Genomic DNA, 17,521 nt, shown 5'->3' on the forward strand with positions numbered 1-17,521 from the left:
GCATAAAATTGACATTTTATAGCAGCACAATTCATTTGCCCAGCGCAGCGCGGGTTTCTATCAGGGCGCAATGACAGAAAAGCTTATCATTACCCTTGCCCAAATGACCCAGGCGGTTGGCGATTTGCGCGGCAATGCCGACGCAATGATTGCCGCCTATCGGTCAAAGCCCGATAGCGACCTGATCGTATTTCCCGAGCTTCAGCTTATCGGCTATCCTCCGGAAGACTTAGTCCTAAAGCCCGCAGTGGTTCAGCGTGCCGAAACCGAATTGCAGCGATTGGCTGAGGCGACAAAGAATAGTAGCGCCGCCATGCTGGTTGGTTCGATTTTTCGGGAAGATGATAAACTCTATAACGGTATAGCTTTGCTGGAAGACGGGCAGATTAAAGAGATCCGCTATAAAGTAGAACTTCCCAATTATGGAACGTTTGACGAGAAGCGCTTGTTCGCATCCGGCCCACTTCCCGATCCCGTCACCTTTCGGGGTTGTCAAATCGGGTTGCCTATTTGCGAGGATGTCTGGTTCCCAACGGTTTGCCAGCATCTCAAACAACAGGGCGCAGAAATGCTGATCGCGGTCAATGGCAGCCCCTATGAAATTGAAAAGGACGATCGCCGGTTGGGACAGGTCGCCACACAGCGGGTACGCGAAACTGGCCTGCCCCTTCTTTTCCTCAACCGTATTGGCGGTCAGGACGAAGTGGTATTTGACGGTTGCAGCTTTGTCCTCAACGGCGATGCAAAGCTAATGCATCAACTGCCGGACTGGGATGAAGCCATTATCGATACCCATTGGACAAGCGACGGCACAGGTTGGCATTGTGCCCCCGGCGAAATCCATAAACTCGATGATCATCCAGCCGATATTTACAACGCGATGATAGTTGGCTTACGCGACTATGTGAATGCCAACCATTTTCCCGGCGTCATCTTGGGCCTGTCTGGTGGCATCGATAGCGCCCTGTCTGCGGCGGTGGCAGTCGATGCGCTCGGCGCGGACCGTGTGTGGTGCGTGATGATGCCTTCCCGCTTCACCAGTCAGGAAAGTCTCGACGATGCAGCGGGTTGCGCGGAAATGCTCGGCACGAGATTGGACACTATATCTATAGTGCCCGCGGTCGAAGGCTTCGACGCCATGCTCTCGGGCAGTTTCGCTGACAAAGAAGTCGATAGTACCGAAGAAAATATCCAGTCCCGCATTCGCGGTGTGACATTAATGGCGATGAGCAACAAATTTGGCCACATGCTGCTCACCACCGGCAACAAGAGCGAAATGAGCGTGGGCTATGCCACGATTTATGGCGATATGGCGGGCGGCTATTCGGTTTTGAAAGATGCCTATAAACTGACTGTTTTTAAGCTTTCGGAATGGCGCAATCGCAATAAACCATCGCTGGGCATGGGCCCCGATGGTCCCGTCATGCCGGATACGGTTATCACCAAGCCGCCAAGCGCGGAATTACGCGACGATCAGAAAGACAGCGACAGCCTGCCCGACTATGAAATTCTCGATCCATTGCTTCACGGCTTGGTCGAGGAGGAATTATCGGTTGCAGATATGGTGGAACGCGGCTTTGATCGCGAAACAGTGATACGGATCGAGAAATTGCTCTATATAGCTGAATATAAACGGCGTCAGGCCCCTCCCGGTGTGAAGCTGGGTACCAGAAACTTCGGGCGTGATCGTCGCTATCCCATTACCAACGCTTTTAGGACAATATGACCATAAAAACCCGCTTTGCACCCTCACCTACCGGCCATCTGCATGTCGGTAATATCCGCACGGCCCTCCATAACTGGATGTTTGCCCAGAAAAATGGCGGCGAATTTTTGCTGCGGCTGGATGATACCGATAAAGAACGCTCGAAAGAGGAATATGTCACAGCCATTCGCGCTGATCTAGCGTGGCTGGGCATTAACCCCGATAGTGAGGAACGCCAATCGGCACGATTTGATCGCTATGAAGAGCGGTTCGAGGAACTCAAGGCGGCGGGCAGAGTTTATCCTGCTTTTGAAACCGCGCAGGAACTGGACCTGAAGCGCAAGATTCAACTCGGTCGCGGCAAGCCTCCGACCTATGATCGCGGCGCGCTGAATTTATCCGAAGCGGAATTGGCAGCATTTGAGGCCGAGGGACGTAAAGCCCATTGGCGTTTCAAGCTGGATCATAACACACCGATTGAGTGGACCGACCTGATCCGCGGTGACCAACATTTCGACCCCGCTTTATTGTCCGATCCGGTCATCCGGCGCGAAGATGGCAGCTGGCTCTATATGTTACCCTCGACCATCGATGATATTGATATGGGCATTACCCATGTCGTGCGCGGTGAAGATCATGTGGCCAACACCGCTGTCCAGATTCAGATGTTTCAAGCCTTTGGCGAAAAGATGCCGGAATTTGCCCATGAAGCGCTGCTGGTCGGTACGGAGGGCAAGCTTTCGAAACGTCTGGGTTCATTAGGCGTTAGCAGTTTTCGGGAACGTAATATTGAACCCCAATCCTTGGTCGCGCTATTGGCGCGGATCGGGACGAGCGATCCGGTTGAACCAATTGCTGACGTTTCGACCTTGATAGAGACATTTGATTTCTCCCGCTTTGGCCGTGCACCTGCCCGGTTTGATGAAGAAGAACTGACGCAGCTTAATCAAAAAATCGTCCATCTTTTGGACTTTGCAGATGTGCAGGGCCGCATTCCCGATCAAATGACCGCCGAAGCATGGAGCGTCATTCGCCCCAATTTGCATAATATGGGCGAAGTGGAATATTGGTGGCAAGTCGTGACAGGCCCTGTGACCGCCGCTGGTCTTGCTGATGAAGATCGTGATTTTCTGGAACAAGCACGAGCGTCGCTAGAGGGTCTGACTTGGTCGGACACAATCTGGAAGGACTGGACCGGAGCGCTCAAGGAAAATAGCGGCCGCAAGGGTAAGACCCTGTTCATGCCCTTACGCCAAGCTTTGACCGGACTGGACCATGGTCCGGACATGGGCGCGCTGCTTCCGCTCATCGGCAGGGATGCAGCGCTGGACCGTCTCAAGGCCACCTCTTCTTAAGCCAAGAATTTGGGTAGCTTATAAGTCGTAATGTCATGCCCCCGCGTTGGGACTAGTCATAAGGACTTTTGCTCCCTATTTAATGGTCATGAAAATGTTAAAAGATGTATCCGTTGGCGGAGGCCTTCGGGACTTATTCACAATGTTGAAACGCAATCCAAGAGAACAGGCACTCCCTGCTTTTCTGGCGTTTCTGTGTTCCGGATTTATCTTTTTCCTGTTCATCATCGACTCGAAGGTCAATACGGACACACCGAAAAAACAAGAAATTACCTACGTCGAAAACTGGTCGTTAGATCGCACTGATGAAGATATATTGGCCGACCGGTGGGCCGTGCAATGCTTGAAAGACAAGCATGAGACCAAGCGGCGAGAATCAATGAAAACATTAGGCCGGATGTCGGGCATGGACGTCGACGCGATTGAGCGCGAAGCCAAAGCCGAGCGGCTAGCGCGCGGCGAAGTAGAGGTCGCACGGCCAGCTGGCGTTCGATGCTAGCCCGCAATAACGATACCCGCTTTATGGCGGCCGCCATCGCGCTGTCCCAACGCGGGCGCGGCAGGACAGGCGAGAATCCCAATGTCGGCTGTATCATCGTCAAAGATGGATTGATTATCGGCCGTGGGTGGACACAACCCGGCGGTCGCCCCCATGCCGAGGCCATGGCCCTTGCCCAAGCCGGAACGGCAGCCAAAGGGGCTGATATCTATGTGACAATGGAACCTTGTGCACATGAAAGCACACGGGGGCCGACTTGCGCCGATCTTGTGATAGAGGCCGCGCCCGCTCGAGTGGTCCTTGCCACCTTGGACATTGATGAAAGAACAAGGCGCCATGGCATTGATCGGTTAGGTGATGCTGGAATTTCTGTGTCCGTGGGTGTCCTCGAACAACAAGCCTATCGCGCAATGGCTGGTTTTTTCACACGCATGGAAAAAGGCCGGCCGCACGTCACCTTGAAACTCGCAATGTCACTGGATGGATGTATTGCGATGGCTGACGGGTCGAGCAAATGGATCACCGGAGACCGTGCTCGCGCGCATGCGCATCTTGAACGGGCGCGCTGTGATGCAATTTTGGTAGGCGCTGGTACGGTAGCCGCCGACAATCCGGGACTGGATGTCCGCTCACCCGGTCTGGAAAATCGCTCTCCGACACCTATCGTGCTAGGCAAAGCAGAAGTTGCCGATCATTGGCTCAAAATCGACGAGCCCGAAGCCATATCAGGATTAGAGCGGATAAACTGGCTCTTGGTCGAAGGCGGCGCTGCAACGGCGACGTCTTTCCTCAAAGCCGATCTGGTCGACCGACTGCTATTATATCGCGCCCCTATTATCATTGGCGGCGGCTTGCCGAGCATAGCGGATATTGGCCTGAACAGTCTTGACGTCACACATGGCCAATGGATTCGGCAAGATCGCCGCGATTTGGGTCAGGATATGCTTGAGATATACGAGCGCGCCGCCTAAGTTCGTCGCTTAATCTATTAAAGGCGCTTTATGTTCACAGGCATAGTTTCTGATATCGGCACCATCACCAAAGTAGAAGAGCGCGGCGATTTGCGGCTGGTCATAGCTTGCCATTATGACATGAACGGCGTGGATATCGGCGCATCTATTGCTTGTTCTGGTGCCTGCTTGACGGTTGTTGACAAAGGATCAGACTGGTTTGCCATTGATATCTCGGCAGAGAGTATTTCCAAAACTGCACAATCCATGTGGACACAAGGGCGAAAGCTGAATCTTGAACGAGCATTGAAAGTGGGCGATGAACTGGGCGGCCATATTGTTACCGGCCATGTGGATGCCGTCGGGGAAGTCATATCCATTGAAACAAAAGGCGATTCGCATCCCATCCGCATCCACGCGCCAAAGGATATCGCGCCCTATCTGGCTCCAAAAGGCTCGATCACAGTGGATGGGATTTCGCTAACCGTGAACACCGTGGACGACCAATCGGATGGCAGCACCATCTTTGGCCTGAACATCATCCCGCATACGTCGAGCGTCACAACCTTTGCCGACTTGAAAGCCGGCGATCAGGTGAATTTAGAAATTGATATATTGGCGCGCTATCTGTCCCGGATGGAAAAATTGCGCGCCATTACAGGCTAGATCTGCTTCAGAATGGAAGCCAGTTCTGTTTCTTGCTGAACTTCATGTAGCCAACATTTGCACCTAGCCGCAGGCCCGCACCCAGACGGACCGGGATCAGCACTTTGTCGCCGCTCCGCAAATAGCTCACATGGAAGCCGCCTATGAAATAGGCCGCGCCCTCCCCCGCAGGAAAGCGCTGGTAAAGGTCTTCTGTATCATACAGATTGTAAACTAGTACGAACGTGTTCGCCGCATTGCCACCGATATCAAAACCGACAGAAGGTCCGGTCCAATAGACTGGTCTTTCCCCCTCGATTTTGTGGTGCAGCATGCCAGAGCCATAACGCAGACCAACGACAAATGCACCGGACGCTTCACGCCCGGTTATATAGGCATTAGGGCGCCCTTGCTTCTTCAAAATATCTTCGATCACTCCAGCAAGGCCTTTAGCGCCTTTACCGAACACGCCTTCTGCCGCGCCGATCAGGTCATCGTCCTGATAGGTGGTCGCATCATCGACATTGGCAACCGCGCCACCATTTTGGTTATAGCCGTTTTCGTTCACGGCATCATTGTAGGTCGTGCCATCATATGTCTGGCCCGGCTGAACAAGATCGCTGTTAATATCGCTATCCATTTGCGTGCCCTGCGCGGCGACGGTTCCAGAATTCTGGGGTTCAAAATTTCCGTCATAATCCGGGGTATTGAGATCTGCATCAATCGCATTATTCGGATCGATCGTCTGGACCTGCGCGAAAGCAGGGGACAAGGTCGGCACAGAGGCAAGCGTAACAACCGCGAGCAACCCCAATAATTTTTTGCCGATAGACTCACGCGGATATTTTTTCACAAACATTTCCTTTGGGCATGACTTAGTCATGGGTAAACTCCTTCCCATACCAGCCAAGCCTGACCTTGGCGTTTCGCGATGACTACGCAATGAACGGACGACGACCCGAGTCGATTTTGCGGCCTGCTGAGCATTCTCACGGGATTTTTGTGCATTATCTGAACTATTTCGCCCCAACAGTCCCGCTGCACGGCGCTTTTCAGGCAAGCCGGTATAATCCACGCTATAACAGGCACTTTACCCATTGCAGGTGCTGCAATGCCCCGTTATAGCGCATGACCTTGGCCAAGCCAGTCATGCGGACACGTGGGTGAGCGGCTGAAACCACCTCCCTGCTAAGGAGGCAAGGGCCTCACGGTCCTTCGAGGGTTCGAATCCCTCCGTGTCCGCCATTTGCTTTTCCAAACAAATCCTCTACTGTCCAGATACGCTTGAAAAACTAAGCTTTTTCAGCGATTTCTTATAGATTCCGTCCAGCCCCGTCCGAGCTTATCCAGAGCAAGATAGGGGTGTATTGGGGGTAAGGGTCTATCAAAAAGGGGGTATAGAATGCTGACGGACAAAGCGGTAAGAGCTGCGGCTCCCAAGGAAAAACCATATAAAATAAGCGACGGAAACAGCCTGTTCCTTCATGTTTCTAAAAAAGGTCGCAAAACGTGGCGGTTCAAGTTCCGATTCGAAAAGAAGGAGCAATTGCTTATATTAGGAACTTACCCCGATACATCCTTGGCTGAGGCCCGGGAGAAGCGCAACGAAGCTCGTAAATTACTGCGCGCAGGCCGTGATCCGCGACATTCGTTTATTCGCTTGCAACTGGTCGGCGATACGACCGGCTCCAAAAGTTTTGAGGTGCTAGCTCGTGAATGGTACGATCTCAGGCAACCGCGTTGGAAGCCTATCCACGCCAAAGACGTCATTAGAAGTCTTGAACGAGATATATTTCCTATACTGGGTCCGATGCCGCTCACTGAAATTGATGAGCAACTATTGCTGGTCGTATTGCGAATGGTTGAAAACCGCGGAGCGATCGAGACAGCCCACCGGCTTAGGCAAAGGATAAACGCAGTGTTTGTCTATGCCCGGTCGATAGGCATCAAGGTAGATAACCCTGCAACCCATATTGGTCAGGCGCTGCAACCGGTGCCCCCATCACGCAAATTCCCGGCAATTCTTTCGGTGGATGGTATACGCAAGTTGATGTCTGACACAGATCAGGCTGGCGCCTCGCCCATCACAAGATTGGGCGCGCGGTTTCTGGCACTCACCTGTCAGCGGCCGGGTATGGTGAGGCAGATGGAGTGGCGCGACGTCAGTGGAATTGATTGGGGCAATGCTGATGCGGACATCTCGGAAGCTTTGTGGACCGTTCCAGCATCGAAGCTAAAAATGGAACTGAAGCTGCGAGTAAATGCCGAATATGATCACAGCGTTCCGCTTGCACCGCAGGCTGTTGAAACGTTGCGGGCTGTAAGATGGCTCACCGGACGCGATCAATATGTGTTTCCGAATTCACTATCCGGTTTAAAGCCAATGAGCGAAAATGCGATTGGCTTTCTTTATAACCGGGAGGGGTATCAAGGAAAGCATGTGCCTCATGGCTGGCGCAGCAGCTTCTCTACCATCATGAACGAAATGGCTGAACGGGAACTGGGTCAGGACGCGCGGTTGCTGGCTGACCGGTTCATCATCGATTTGATGCTTGCCCACACGCCATCAGGAATGTCAGCGACCGAGCTTGTCTATAATAGAGCTCGATACATGGCACGAAGAAGAGAAATAGCTGGAATATGGGCTGATATGATTATGGAAGGTGCCGTTCCTTCAAGTGAGATTATCAACAGTCCCCGGCGCTAACAGTGAGATTAGGCTTGCCGCTTATTGGCATTTTCCTCGATCCATTGCACAATTTCGGATTCCAGCCAGAAGGATCCGCCGCCGATTTTTGTTTGCTCGGGAAATGTTTTCTGGTCAATTTTGCTATATATCGATGACCTGCTGAGGCTGACCATATTCTTAACGGCAGGCAGCTTGAGCAATTTCGGCCCAACGCCTGGCGGATCGCTTGATATGATCTGGTTCGAATTTGGGTTGCTGGCACCATGTCGGTACATCGTGGCATTTTCTGCAGATAGCTTTCGATCATGACCCAACGGATCAAAAATCTGATCGACATCCTCCACACCAAAGGCTTCAGGACGCATCAAATCGCCAGCCCATTTTTTGAACTGCTCTTCACCAACAAATATGCGGTGGGTCGGCTCTGCCTGCGCGTCCATCCAATGTTCAATATTGAGCGCCGCAACTGCGAAACGGTCAAGCGGTTCGTCAATCTCCCAAACACCCGGTTTAAGAGTGACGATGTCTCCACCGCCAATGGGACGGGCATAAGTCGATAAGTTGCCGTTCAATATCTCGTCGGACATTAGTTCAGCCTCCAAGCGAACCAATTCGCGCATGATGTCGTTATCGCCGTCATCGGAAGGAGCGCTAAATATGTCGAGCAGTTCATATGCTTCAACACCAACGCGGTCGGACACCAGCATGGCAAAAGCCATTTCCAGCGGAATACGTCCAGCAGAGCCCGCACTCAGGCGGCCTTCATAAATAGACCAAGGTCGAATCGTTTCTATCATGACTGTGTCTATAAGGCCCGAACGATTACGAATTGCTAAATCTGCCGGTCACGCATCTTTAACGTATTTGGCGCCCAGAATCCGGTTGGGCTGGCGAATGTGGATCCAAAAAAAGAGCAGCTGATGCAACGGAGCAAACGCGCAAGTTGCACGTACGCCACGCAGCCCCTTGCTTCACCCGCGCATGTGCGCAACAACAATGCTAAGACTCTAATCGCAAATGGATGAACGTTGGGGGTCACGTCACAGGCGGCGCATGATGCCGTGCATCATGTCAAAGCCAAGGCACCCCCAGCCAATGATCTTGAAATAGGTGAAGTCGGTCTGCCACATCTCGTTGATCCGGGTGGTCTGGCTATGGAAGCGGTCCGCCGCTTTTATCACCAGTTAAGCCGGGCTGATAATCGGGTCATGAGCCTTCAGCAGGCGGTAAACCGTGGCTTCCGACACGAAGTAGCGCTTCTCATCGGCAAACCGCATAGCCAGTTCGCGCGGGCTGATGCTTTTGAATGGTTGGCTTTAGAACAGGGATAATATCAATTTCGTTGAGCCAAAAGGAAGATCGACAATTAATGTTCTGGTGCAACGTACATTTGAGATAAAAAGCCATCAGATCGTTCGATCTGATCATTCATCTTATTCCGTTGCCCAGAAACGACCTGTGCCGCGACAATAGTAGAATTTGGGTTGCTCGACAAAAATCTCTATATATTGACGACCATATTCAGTTACGGATGTCATAGTCTTTATAATAACTTCTGATGTTAAAAAGCGGTGTGTTATATAATCAGTGATTGGTTTCCCAGATGCGTTACTACAGACAATGCTCGGAAATGATTGATCAGATATTCTTATATAATTGTAATTAAAAAATATGTGCACCGAATCATGGAAGGATCTTACTAGGTATAGGTGACCACGATGTGATTCCAGATTAGTATTACGCGACGGATCTTTAATAGAATTTAAATACCCTTCAACAGGCATAGGCGAGCCATCACTGTTTAGTAATGATCTAAGGGTTATTAGGTCAATTGTACCGTCCGCTCCCTCTAATCCGAATTTAACCTTTAATTTCGTACGCGTTTTTATTTCTTTGTGTAATGCCATTACCTCTTTTAGCGCATCTTCGGGATTGTCAGCTTCAATAACGCGTTTTGAAGGTATAAGGGCTTCATCTAAACAGTTCACAATCATTTCTACCGCTGGCGTGAAATGTTCTTGCCATTCAGAGGTCAATTTCATTTTAAAATCTATAAGATCCACGTGAGCATCATTATCTAGCGACCATTTTGCAAATTCCTTATTAATTTGCAGCCGCATTGCGCTAAATTGGTTGGCAATTTGATTAATGTCTCTGTATTCACATTCTTCGAGAAGAAAATCGATATCAGATCCGACTTCAAAAATATCATTTGTGGGTATACCGTCCTTTTCTAATAAAATAAGTCCACAGTCTACTTCCATGACCAATCCATTAGGGAATTGTAGCTCTAATTCGATGTTGCTGCCGCTTTGATAACAGAAACCTGAGCTAATGATAGAAATTAGCGAAATACGGCTATCACTGTATTTGGATAATTTGGTCAAAACCTTTTCATAAACTGCGGCTACAACGTGCGTATGCTCGTCAATTTCGGTAAAGCCATCCCAGGTATATCCACTGACGGTTTTGGTACAGGCACCGTAATCGATACGGTGGACTTTACTAATATAATTATTCATAATTGGTTTATAGGATGAAGTATTCTCTGAGCCAAACGAAGGGCCGTAAAATTATACAATAACTTTACGATCTGAACTTAAGTTATTGATAATAGGTCTTTATAATTTTGATAATCTATTAGGTTTTTATATAAATTGATCAACCATTAGCACAATGTTGACCTTCATAATTTCATATTATGTTGTTATACTTTCATGCTCGTCGTCAGATGATTTGCGACTGTATATACGTAGGGCCTTCTGTGGATGCGGCTCATGATGCACGAAAGGGTAAGCGACGAGTTGCTCCGCATGAACCAAAGGCAAATGACTCTTTGGCAATTTTGCCCCCTGATAAATGACAACGGGCGGCCTTCGAAAAGACCGCCCGTTGTTCTTGGCATTATGCTGCTTGGTCGGTCTGGCGTCACGGCCCGTTCGTCCGCGAATTTCAGCTGCAGTAAATATTCGCTGAGCGCTCGGGGCCCATTCTGCCAAGCGCGCGTCCCCCAATCGCTCCACCGATCGATGTGGTGGCAAAGCCAGCAGTAGAACCGGTCCCGGGCATATTGATCGGGGAAGGTGAGCGACCATAATGTGCGGCGGAGCGGAATGTTTGACCCCATCCCATCGCCGACAAGGCGAATCGCATTGAGCTTGCCGATCATTACCCGCTCAAACCGGTATGGTAGCCGGTCGGTATAGCGCTCTAGTTTCTGTAGCGCTGCTTCCCATTCGGGCGTCATGGCTTGGGGGTCTAGGCCCAGGCGACCGACGGCATATAGGTGTCCTCGTCCGCGCGCAGCTGATCCTCGGCATAAAAATCGAGTAACGCCTCAATGACTGCTGCCAGTTGCAATCGCTGTCTGACTATATCGACGAAGAACGCAGCGGCGATCTGCTCCTCGTCCACGCCTTCCTCGCGCATCGCTTGGAAGCATGGTCGTATGAAGTCTCGAAGATAGTTGCTACCACGCCCTTTTCCCGCTAACAGTCATATTTGACGGCTAATAAAGAAAAGAGCGTCAGATATGGCAGTTAGGGTAAGTTCACTGAACGCACGCCGGGCGCTTGAAGCTCTGGGCGCAAACATAAAGACAGCGCGCTTGAAGCGGCGCATCTCCGTTAAGGGATTCGCCGAGCGGGTCGGCGTGTCCGAAAGCACTGTTACGCGCCTGGAGAAAGGCGACGACGGTGTCAGCATCGGCACGCTGGCGATGGCCTGCCTCGTCCTCGGCGAGATCGAGCGCATTTCCGATTTCCTCGATGTCGGGTCCGATGATACCGGGCTGCTTCTTGATCGGGAGACACTTCCCAAACGGATCGATCGCAAGCGAAAGCCCGGATCGCCGTCATCCGGCAAAGGCCAATCAGCCCCCTTGTCCGATGCGGATGATGAAGAAGGGGTCGGCTTCTGATGCCGGAAGCGATCGTCGCCCTTGGGGAAGGCAAGCGTGTCGTCGGCCGTCTGCGCTTCGAGAGTGACGGTCGGCGTCAGCATTCGCAGTTTGAGTACGCCGACGAGTGGCTGGCAGCATCCGACCGTTTCGCACTGTCGCCGGGATTGCCCCTGCGCGAAGGGAGCCACTTCAGCACCGGCAAGGAGGACAAGCGTTCGGCTCTGTCCGGATGCTTTGCCGACGCCGCGCCGGATGCCTGGGGGCGGGCTTTGATGACCAAGGCGCTTGGCGGCGGCCTCAGCGAGTTCGACTATCTGGTGCTGTCCGATGACCGCACGCGTCAGGGGGCCTTGCGGTTTCTCGGCGACGACATGGAGCCGCTGTCCGATTTGACGCCGCCGATCCCGCGTCTGGTCGAACTTGAACGTTTGCGAGGGCTTGCCCAGCGGTTCGAGCGCGATCCAGGCGGCGCAGAGGAAGAGGCGCGCGATCTCGCCGGTATTGCCGGCTCGCTCGGCGGTGCACGCCCGAAGGCCAATGTGGAAGGTGACGGGCAACTCTGGATTGCCAAGTTCACGTCGGCGCAAGACACCAAGCCTGTTGAACGCGCCGAGGTCGCCACGTTGAAACTCGCGGCCATGTGCGGACTGCGGGTCGCCGACGCGAAGCTGGAATTGCGTGACAGCGACAGTCCGATTGCGCTCATCCGGCGGTTCGACCGCCGCGGTGACATTCGTATCCCCTATATTTCAGCCAGAACAGCGCTGGACTGGCAGGGTGACGAAGGTGGCTTCTACACCGATATCGCCGATGTCATTCGGCAGATTTCCAGCAAGCCCGTCGATGATCTGCATGAACTCTGGCGGCGGATCGTTTTCACGATCCTCGTGTCGAACAAGGACGATCATCTGAAGAACCATGGCTTTATCTATGCGGGTGGGGATCGATGGCGGCTCTCTCCGGCCTTCGATATCAATCCCTCGCCATCACGCCATAGGGTCTTGGAGACCGGTATCGTCCAGGGCGGTTCGTTCGACGCCTCACTCGATATCGCTCTGGAGGCCTGTGAGTTTTTCGATTTGACGTCAGCCGATGCCGAGCAACATGCACTACATATGGCCAATAAAATCGCGAATAACTGGAAACCGGCCTTGCGCGACGCCGGTGCGTCATCTGATGAGATACGGAGCTATGCTACCGCGTTCGAGCACGCAGAAGCTGAGGCGGCTCAAAAGCTAGGCGTCTAGAATGCTGCAGACTGCGCATACTATTACAGAGTTGAAGGGCAGAATGAAATTAGCTTATGTCGGCTTCACTAAGGTGTTTCCTTCCTTCAAGCTTCCAATGCACTTATCAATTCTTGGGTATCAAAACTGAGCAGGAATTGAGCGTAGGCATTCGTGAAAAGGTCGGAAATGTATTCGGTAAGTTCGGCAGATTCCTCTACGGCGTCATTTGCCTCCCGATGAGCCGAATATTTGCGATTCTTAGTTATGGCAAACAGAAACAGGGTGTGAAAATAGACGGCGGAGAAGTAGCGCTTTTCCGCGACCGAAATCGCCTCTGCGGTCTTTAGGCTACTGCGGCAGTTCAGCAACGCCGTACAGTCCATGTTGATATAGACGGCGTTCAATCCGTCCTCACGCGGCTCCTTATAGACCATTACCGGCTCTGGCGAACTCAGGCGGTCATCGGGGGCTTCACCAGGTTTGTTTGATGGCTTTTTGTTTTCGGGATCAGTGACTTTCACCATGAATATCTGTTCCAAAGTGCCGCCCGCCCAAGTCAACTCTGCGCGTATCCGCCTTGTCCCTGCTGCGACGGACCTATGATCATCATCGATACGTTCGAGCGCTGGATGCAATCCCGAGGACCGCCAAAACAGACCCTCCCAGCCCGGATTGTCGCGTCATGACCCGGCATGACCAGTATCTGCATAACGCCGCTGCACAACCGCTTCTGGCGATCATCCCGTTTGCGCGTGCAACAAATGCCGGAGCGGGAAAGCTCACATTTACCTCAACAATAGCGCGCAAACCAACCAAAACCGCATATCATGTTACCGGCCATGACGTGCAAAACCGCCGAACCTCTCATCGGCAAAACCAACCCAAATCTGAAATCCTCATAGCGTAGCGCATGACTAACGCGGGTTCCTGCATTAGAGGATTTAGTACGCCTAGCGGCGCCCGAAATCCTTCCCAATTCCGGTCATTCCAGTAGCCAACGGCTGGTCCTAAAAGTAGACCGGCAGGAGGCGAGCTGGTAGGCGGATGAAGCACGAGAGAGTAGGCGACGAGGTGCTCCGGATGAACCAGAGGCAAGTGGGTTTTTGGCAATTTTGCCTCCTGACAAATGACAACGGGCGGCCTCCGAAGAGACCGCCCGTTGTTTTGGCATCATGCTGCTTGGTCAGTCTGGCATCACGGCCCGTTCGTCCGCAAATTTCAGCTGCAGCAAATATTCGCTGAGCGCTCGGGGCCCATTCTGCCAGGCGCGAGCTCCCCAGTCGCTCCATCGATCAACGCGGTGGCAAAGCCAGAAGTAGAACCGGTCCCGCGCATATTGATCCGGGAAGGTGAGCGACCACAATGTTCGGCGCAGCGGGATGTTCGGACCAAGCCCGTCGCCGACAAGGCGAATGGCATTGAGTTTCCCGATCATCACCCGCTCAAACCGATATGGCAGCTGACCTGCATAACGCTCGAGTTTCTGCAGCGCTGCTTCCCATTCGGGCGTCATGGCCTCCGGATCGAGCCCATGCCATCGCTCCAGCGTCGGCAGGCCGACCGGCAGCGGCTGGTTCCTCAGGCTGCGTGTGTTGGCGAGCATCAGCAAGATAGCAAAAGCTTCCGGCGTGAGTTCCGTAGATTGGGAACCGCCCCGGACATAAGTCATGAGCTTCTTGTCGATCAGCCAGCTTTGGTAGAACCGGGACCTGTCGTAGTCGCCGAAAAGGTCGATGGCCTTCTCCTCGACCCGAATGATCCGGCGTTCCGTGATCACCAGAAAGGTGAGCAGGAACTCCAGTTCGAGGTCAATATACTGAAGCAGCTCGGGCATCGCCATGTTAAAGCGCTTGACCCATAGACATTCACGAACAGACGCCCACCGGCTGCCATCTTCATCGATCAGAACCTGATCGCCTGTGGTTTCACCTGGAGCTGCCATCCAGTATCCCCAAGGCAGATTGGGATTGCGGCGTTTTTCGTATGGAATGTTCTCGTCCATTTCACTTCTCCCCTGCATCGAGGCCGACCGGCGGCACGGTAAAGCTGCTTGTATCGATGGGAACGCCCGAAACCGTTTCGCCACCAGCCGCAGCCAACTGATGCGCGAGATTTGTGCACTGGGTGAACACGTAATCCTCGCCGCGATAAGTCTGTCCGTTTTCCGCCGACATATGGTCTTGGTAGCAGCCAGGACGCAAATCATAGGATTTGTCGCAGGCGAACCCGAACCACCATTGTTCTTCATTGAATGTAGGCCGTTCCTGCTCGCCGCGCGGCTGGCGGCCCCGTTCCCGGGGCTGCTCTGAAATATGGCAGACAGAAACGCGTTCGTCCGCTTCTTCATCGCAGGCCGCGCTGTAGTTCAGGCCGCCGTGAGGCTGAATGCCAAGGTCTGCTGGAACAGCGCGGTAGTCGAAGCCGAACAGAGGATGCTTGGCGCTCACCGCGACGTAGCCTGACAAGGTGCCATTTCGGGCGCGCAGCATTAAGCAAGGCATACCGGTGGCTTTATCGACCCATGCCAGCTTGTCCGGTTCATCGCGCCATGGCCCTTCCTGCCTTGGTTGAAGCGAGGGAACATGGAACAGCTGGGTCGGCACGATGGAAGTGCCTGCGATTGGATATGGTTTCTTGGGCTCGGCCTTTGCCGGGACGCGATTATTGGTTGGCTTCTTCGCCATGATGTATTTCCTTCAGATATAAAAAAAGCCGCAACGACGGAATGTCGAGCGGCTTGGGGATGCTGATGATGTGTGCAGCGTTTTGCTGCAGAGCGTTGACGTGTTTGCTACATAATATCGCCTCCTTTAGTTATTGATTGATTGGTGATGCCTCGCGCTAGACGATTTCGCGAAGGCCAACGACCGTTACCCACGCAAACCTGATCTCCAGATTTTGCGCAAGCCGACGATAAGCCGTTGGTCAAATCTCGATCCATTCGATCTCTCCAGGGCCCCAATCATTGGCTCCGTTGAACTCCCCGACAAATTCGAATTCATGGCTCTCCTCATAGGCCGAGCCATCGAAAACAAGAGAAGGGAAATCAGCCGCAATCGCCTTAAACGCATCCTCGGGAAAGCTCCAGGCACTTGTGAACTGGAACCATAAACCTCCATCCTCAGTCATTCGGTGCTCAACGTCAAAACCACACCACTTTGTTCCCCATGCCTTGACACCCCACGCTTCGATGCCATCCTCCCATTCCGGGGGCATCGGCAGAACTTCAGCATAATCCAAAATGATTTTGGGACCACCAAGAGCATCGTGGCAGTCGACCCCATTCTCCGAGATGGTTTTGAACATCTTACAACAGAAGTGTTCGATATCCGGGCTCGGACCGGTAACATTAAAAGCAGCATATACAAAATTTGGCATGTCTAATCTCCTTTTCTAAATTATAGGATAGAAATTTATAGAACCCAAACGCCACTCCGGTTTTTTTGATGATGCCACTTCGCAATCCATTGCTTTCTCATTCCGCCGTCTGATCTTGAGAGAGGTTATTGTTGCGGAAGGTATGATAGACGACCGAGAACAGGATAACCCACTCCGGATGGATTGCGATTGTCATAATACTATTCCTGACAAGTAATACGGGCGGTCATCCAAAGATGCCGCCCGCTTGGGGGTTGAAGATATTGGTAGAGCTGGTCGTCAGGACTGCGTTATGACGCCGGCTCGACTTTGTTACGCTGCCCGGTAGATCGGACAGGTATAATTGGCTGTGCTATCTTTGAGCTGAGCCCAGGGCTTGAAGGTTCGGCGCAAAAACTCGCTGTCCGGGTTCGCGCCCGTTGCTGCGTTTGCCAGCGCCAAGCTGCAAGCTGGAATGGCGCAGCGGATCAGCCCGTGGGATTTGAGATGGCGCAGCATGATGATCGCTGTCGCCATGACATCAGCCAGCACCTGCTCCTCGACGTCCCCCCACATCCCCTTCTCGACCAGTTCGCCAATGGTTTTGGATGGCGACGGCTTTGCGGGAATCGAGCAAGCTGCTGCATATTCCGGAAGATGGACGGATTCCGCGCGGATCGAGACAGCGTCACATAAATCAATTCTGCGCTCAGAGACCGGCGAAAGTTCGCGCAGCTGCCCGGGCATGATCAGATCGAACTCACCAGCGGTTCGGCGCAGAACGGCCAGATCTTTATGCTCCCCGCCCCATGTTACCAACACAGCGCCTGGTTCCTGGTCCACGGCGTCAAAAAACGCAGAGACCATTTCCTTTTCGCTGTGGTCATTGGAAGAGAGAACAACCGGACCTTGAATCTCCGGAGTGTCCGAACCCCGCTTGAAGCGCATTACGCACCAGGATGCTGCCGCCACGCGGTGAAACGGCCAACGTATTTTTTCCTCGGCGTCTTTGCCTTCAGCTACGCCATATCCGTTATGGCGGTCCCGGTCATAGCCATATTCAAAATCAGCAACGATATAGGTGCGGGTTCTGCCTTGATTGCCTGCACTGCCGCGCGCAGCAAACAGATTGGCTTCGCGTGCCAGCTGCTGCTGGAGATAATCTTGGTTAGACATTTTAGATTTCCTTAA

18 protein-coding genes, 1 tRNA gene and 1 pseudogene are annotated in these 17,521 nt (G+C 52.7%); 10 read left to right on the top strand and 10 right to left on the bottom strand.

The annotated features are described in order from the left end of the window. Nucleotides 1–70 precede the first annotated feature (70 nt). The 5 genes from V7676_RS05385 to V7676_RS05405 all read left to right on the top strand — a co-directional run bounded on the left by V7676_RS05385 (nucleotide 71) and on the right by V7676_RS05405 (nucleotide 5,175). Nucleotides 71–1,726, top strand: coding sequence for an NAD+ synthase (locus V7676_RS05385; RefSeq protein WP_335658615.1), 1,656 nt, complete (start codon nucleotides 71–73; stop codon nucleotides 1,724–1,726). After that, nucleotides 1,723–3,060, top strand: coding sequence for a glutamate--tRNA ligase (gene gltX / locus V7676_RS05390; RefSeq protein ID WP_335658616.1), 1,338 nt, complete (start codon nucleotides 1,723–1,725; stop codon nucleotides 3,058–3,060). Before V7676_RS05385 ends, gltX begins: the two co-directional genes overlap by 4 nt. Nucleotides 3,061–3,148: 88 nt before the next feature. After that, nucleotides 3,149–3,559, top strand: a complete 411-nt coding sequence (locus V7676_RS05395; RefSeq protein WP_335658617.1) for a hypothetical protein — start codon at nucleotides 3,149–3,151, stop codon at nucleotides 3,557–3,559. After that, nucleotides 3,553–4,530, top strand: coding sequence for a bifunctional diaminohydroxyphosphoribosylaminopyrimidine deaminase/5-amino-6-(5-phosphoribosylamino)uracil reductase RibD (ribD, locus tag V7676_RS05400; RefSeq protein ID WP_335658618.1), 978 nt, complete (start codon nucleotides 3,553–3,555; stop codon nucleotides 4,528–4,530). Before V7676_RS05395 ends, ribD begins: the two co-directional genes overlap by 7 nt. Before the next feature lie 30 nt (nucleotides 4,531–4,560). Then, complete coding sequence (locus V7676_RS05405; RefSeq protein WP_335658619.1) at nucleotides 4,561–5,175, top strand: riboflavin synthase; 615 nt, start codon at nucleotides 4,561–4,563, stop codon at nucleotides 5,173–5,175. 7 nt (nucleotides 5,176–5,182) lie between these two features. On the opposite strand, the gene V7676_RS05410 is transcribed toward V7676_RS05405, so the two are convergent. Further along, nucleotides 5,183–6,013: a DUF1134 domain-containing protein gene (locus tag V7676_RS05410; RefSeq protein ID WP_442955411.1), complete on the bottom strand. Its 831-nt coding sequence runs from the start codon at nucleotides 6,011–6,013 to the stop codon at nucleotides 5,183–5,185. A gap of 294 nt (nucleotides 6,014–6,307) precedes the next feature. On the opposite strand from V7676_RS05410, the gene V7676_RS05415 reads away from it, so the two are divergent. Both V7676_RS05415 and V7676_RS05420 read left to right on the top strand, forming a co-directional pair. Continuing rightward, nucleotides 6,308–6,399 (top strand) — tRNA-Ser (locus tag V7676_RS05415). A gap of 157 nt (nucleotides 6,400–6,556) precedes the next feature. After that, a complete protein-coding gene (locus V7676_RS05420; RefSeq protein ID WP_335658621.1) occupies nucleotides 6,557–7,861 on the top strand; it encodes a tyrosine-type recombinase/integrase in 1,305 nt (434 codons plus the stop codon). A gap of 8 nt (nucleotides 7,862–7,869) precedes the next feature. On the opposite strand, the gene V7676_RS05425 is transcribed toward V7676_RS05420, so the two are convergent. The 4 genes and pseudogenes from V7676_RS05425 to V7676_RS05440 form a co-directional block, all read right to left on the bottom strand. Further along, nucleotides 7,870–8,640 (bottom strand): helix-turn-helix transcriptional regulator, encoded by a 771-nt coding sequence (locus tag V7676_RS05425; protein ID WP_335658622.1) that lies wholly within the window; start codon nucleotides 8,638–8,640, stop codon nucleotides 7,870–7,872. Between the two features lie 288 nt (nucleotides 8,641–8,928). Then, nucleotides 8,929–9,141: pseudogene (locus V7676_RS05430) on the bottom strand (IS3 family transposase); the annotation flags it as partial. Nucleotides 9,142–9,276: 135 nt separating this feature from the next. After that, nucleotides 9,277–10,365 carry a hypothetical protein gene (locus V7676_RS05435; protein WP_335658623.1) on the bottom strand — a complete coding sequence of 363 codons (1,089 nt, stop codon included), beginning with the start codon at nucleotides 10,363–10,365 and terminating at the stop codon, nucleotides 9,277–9,279. Nucleotides 10,366–11,101: 736 nt separating this feature from the next. Next, nucleotides 11,102–11,272 carry a hypothetical protein gene (locus V7676_RS05440; RefSeq protein WP_335658624.1) on the bottom strand — a complete coding sequence of 57 codons (171 nt, stop codon included), beginning with the start codon at nucleotides 11,270–11,272 and terminating at the stop codon, nucleotides 11,102–11,104. A gap of 103 nt (nucleotides 11,273–11,375) precedes the next feature. Between V7676_RS05440 and V7676_RS05445 the strand changes: the two genes are divergently transcribed. After that, nucleotides 11,376–11,762, top strand: a complete 387-nt coding sequence (locus tag V7676_RS05445) for a helix-turn-helix domain-containing protein (RefSeq protein ID WP_335658625.1) — start codon at nucleotides 11,376–11,378, stop codon at nucleotides 11,760–11,762. Next, nucleotides 11,762–12,991 carry a type II toxin-antitoxin system HipA family toxin gene (locus V7676_RS05450; RefSeq protein ID WP_335658626.1) on the top strand — a complete coding sequence of 410 codons (1,230 nt, stop codon included), beginning with the start codon at nucleotides 11,762–11,764 and terminating at the stop codon, nucleotides 12,989–12,991. The genes V7676_RS05445 and V7676_RS05450 overlap by 1 nt, the downstream gene beginning before the upstream one ends. 86 nt (nucleotides 12,992–13,077) lie before the next feature. Here V7676_RS05450 and V7676_RS05455 read toward each other — a convergent pair whose 3' ends face one another. Continuing rightward, the gene (locus V7676_RS05455; RefSeq protein ID WP_335658627.1) at nucleotides 13,078–13,497 is read right to left on the bottom strand and encodes a hypothetical protein; all 420 of its coding nucleotides are present in this window, start codon (nucleotides 13,495–13,497) and stop codon (nucleotides 13,078–13,080) included. A gap of 158 nt (nucleotides 13,498–13,655) precedes the next feature. On the opposite strand from V7676_RS05455, the gene V7676_RS05460 reads away from it, so the two are divergent. After that, nucleotides 13,656–13,880, top strand: a complete 225-nt coding sequence (locus V7676_RS05460) for a hypothetical protein (protein WP_335658628.1) — start codon at nucleotides 13,656–13,658, stop codon at nucleotides 13,878–13,880. Between the two features lie 276 nt (nucleotides 13,881–14,156). On the opposite strand, the gene V7676_RS05465 is transcribed toward V7676_RS05460, so the two are convergent. The 4 genes from V7676_RS05465 to V7676_RS05480 all read right to left on the bottom strand — a co-directional run bounded on the left by V7676_RS05465 (nucleotide 14,157) and on the right by V7676_RS05480 (nucleotide 17,506). After that, the gene (locus V7676_RS05465) at nucleotides 14,157–14,975 is read right to left on the bottom strand and encodes a hypothetical protein (RefSeq protein WP_335658629.1); all 819 of its coding nucleotides are present in this window, start codon (nucleotides 14,973–14,975) and stop codon (nucleotides 14,157–14,159) included. 1 nt (nucleotide 14,976) lies between these two features. Then, the gene (locus V7676_RS05470) at nucleotides 14,977–15,657 is read right to left on the bottom strand and encodes a hypothetical protein (RefSeq protein WP_335658630.1); all 681 of its coding nucleotides are present in this window, start codon (nucleotides 15,655–15,657) and stop codon (nucleotides 14,977–14,979) included. A 241-nt stretch (nucleotides 15,658–15,898) separates the two neighbouring features. Beyond that, nucleotides 15,899–16,351, bottom strand: coding sequence for a hypothetical protein (locus V7676_RS05475; RefSeq protein ID WP_335658631.1), 453 nt, complete (start codon nucleotides 16,349–16,351; stop codon nucleotides 15,899–15,901). A gap of 312 nt (nucleotides 16,352–16,663) precedes the next feature. Beyond that, the gene (locus V7676_RS05480) at nucleotides 16,664–17,506 is read right to left on the bottom strand and encodes a hypothetical protein (RefSeq protein WP_335658632.1); all 843 of its coding nucleotides are present in this window, start codon (nucleotides 17,504–17,506) and stop codon (nucleotides 16,664–16,666) included. Nucleotides 17,507–17,521: the final 15 nt, after the last annotated feature.

This window comes from Parasphingorhabdus sp. (genome assembly GCF_036963805.1).
Taxonomy (GTDB): Bacteria; Pseudomonadota; Alphaproteobacteria; order Sphingomonadales; family Sphingomonadaceae; genus Parasphingorhabdus.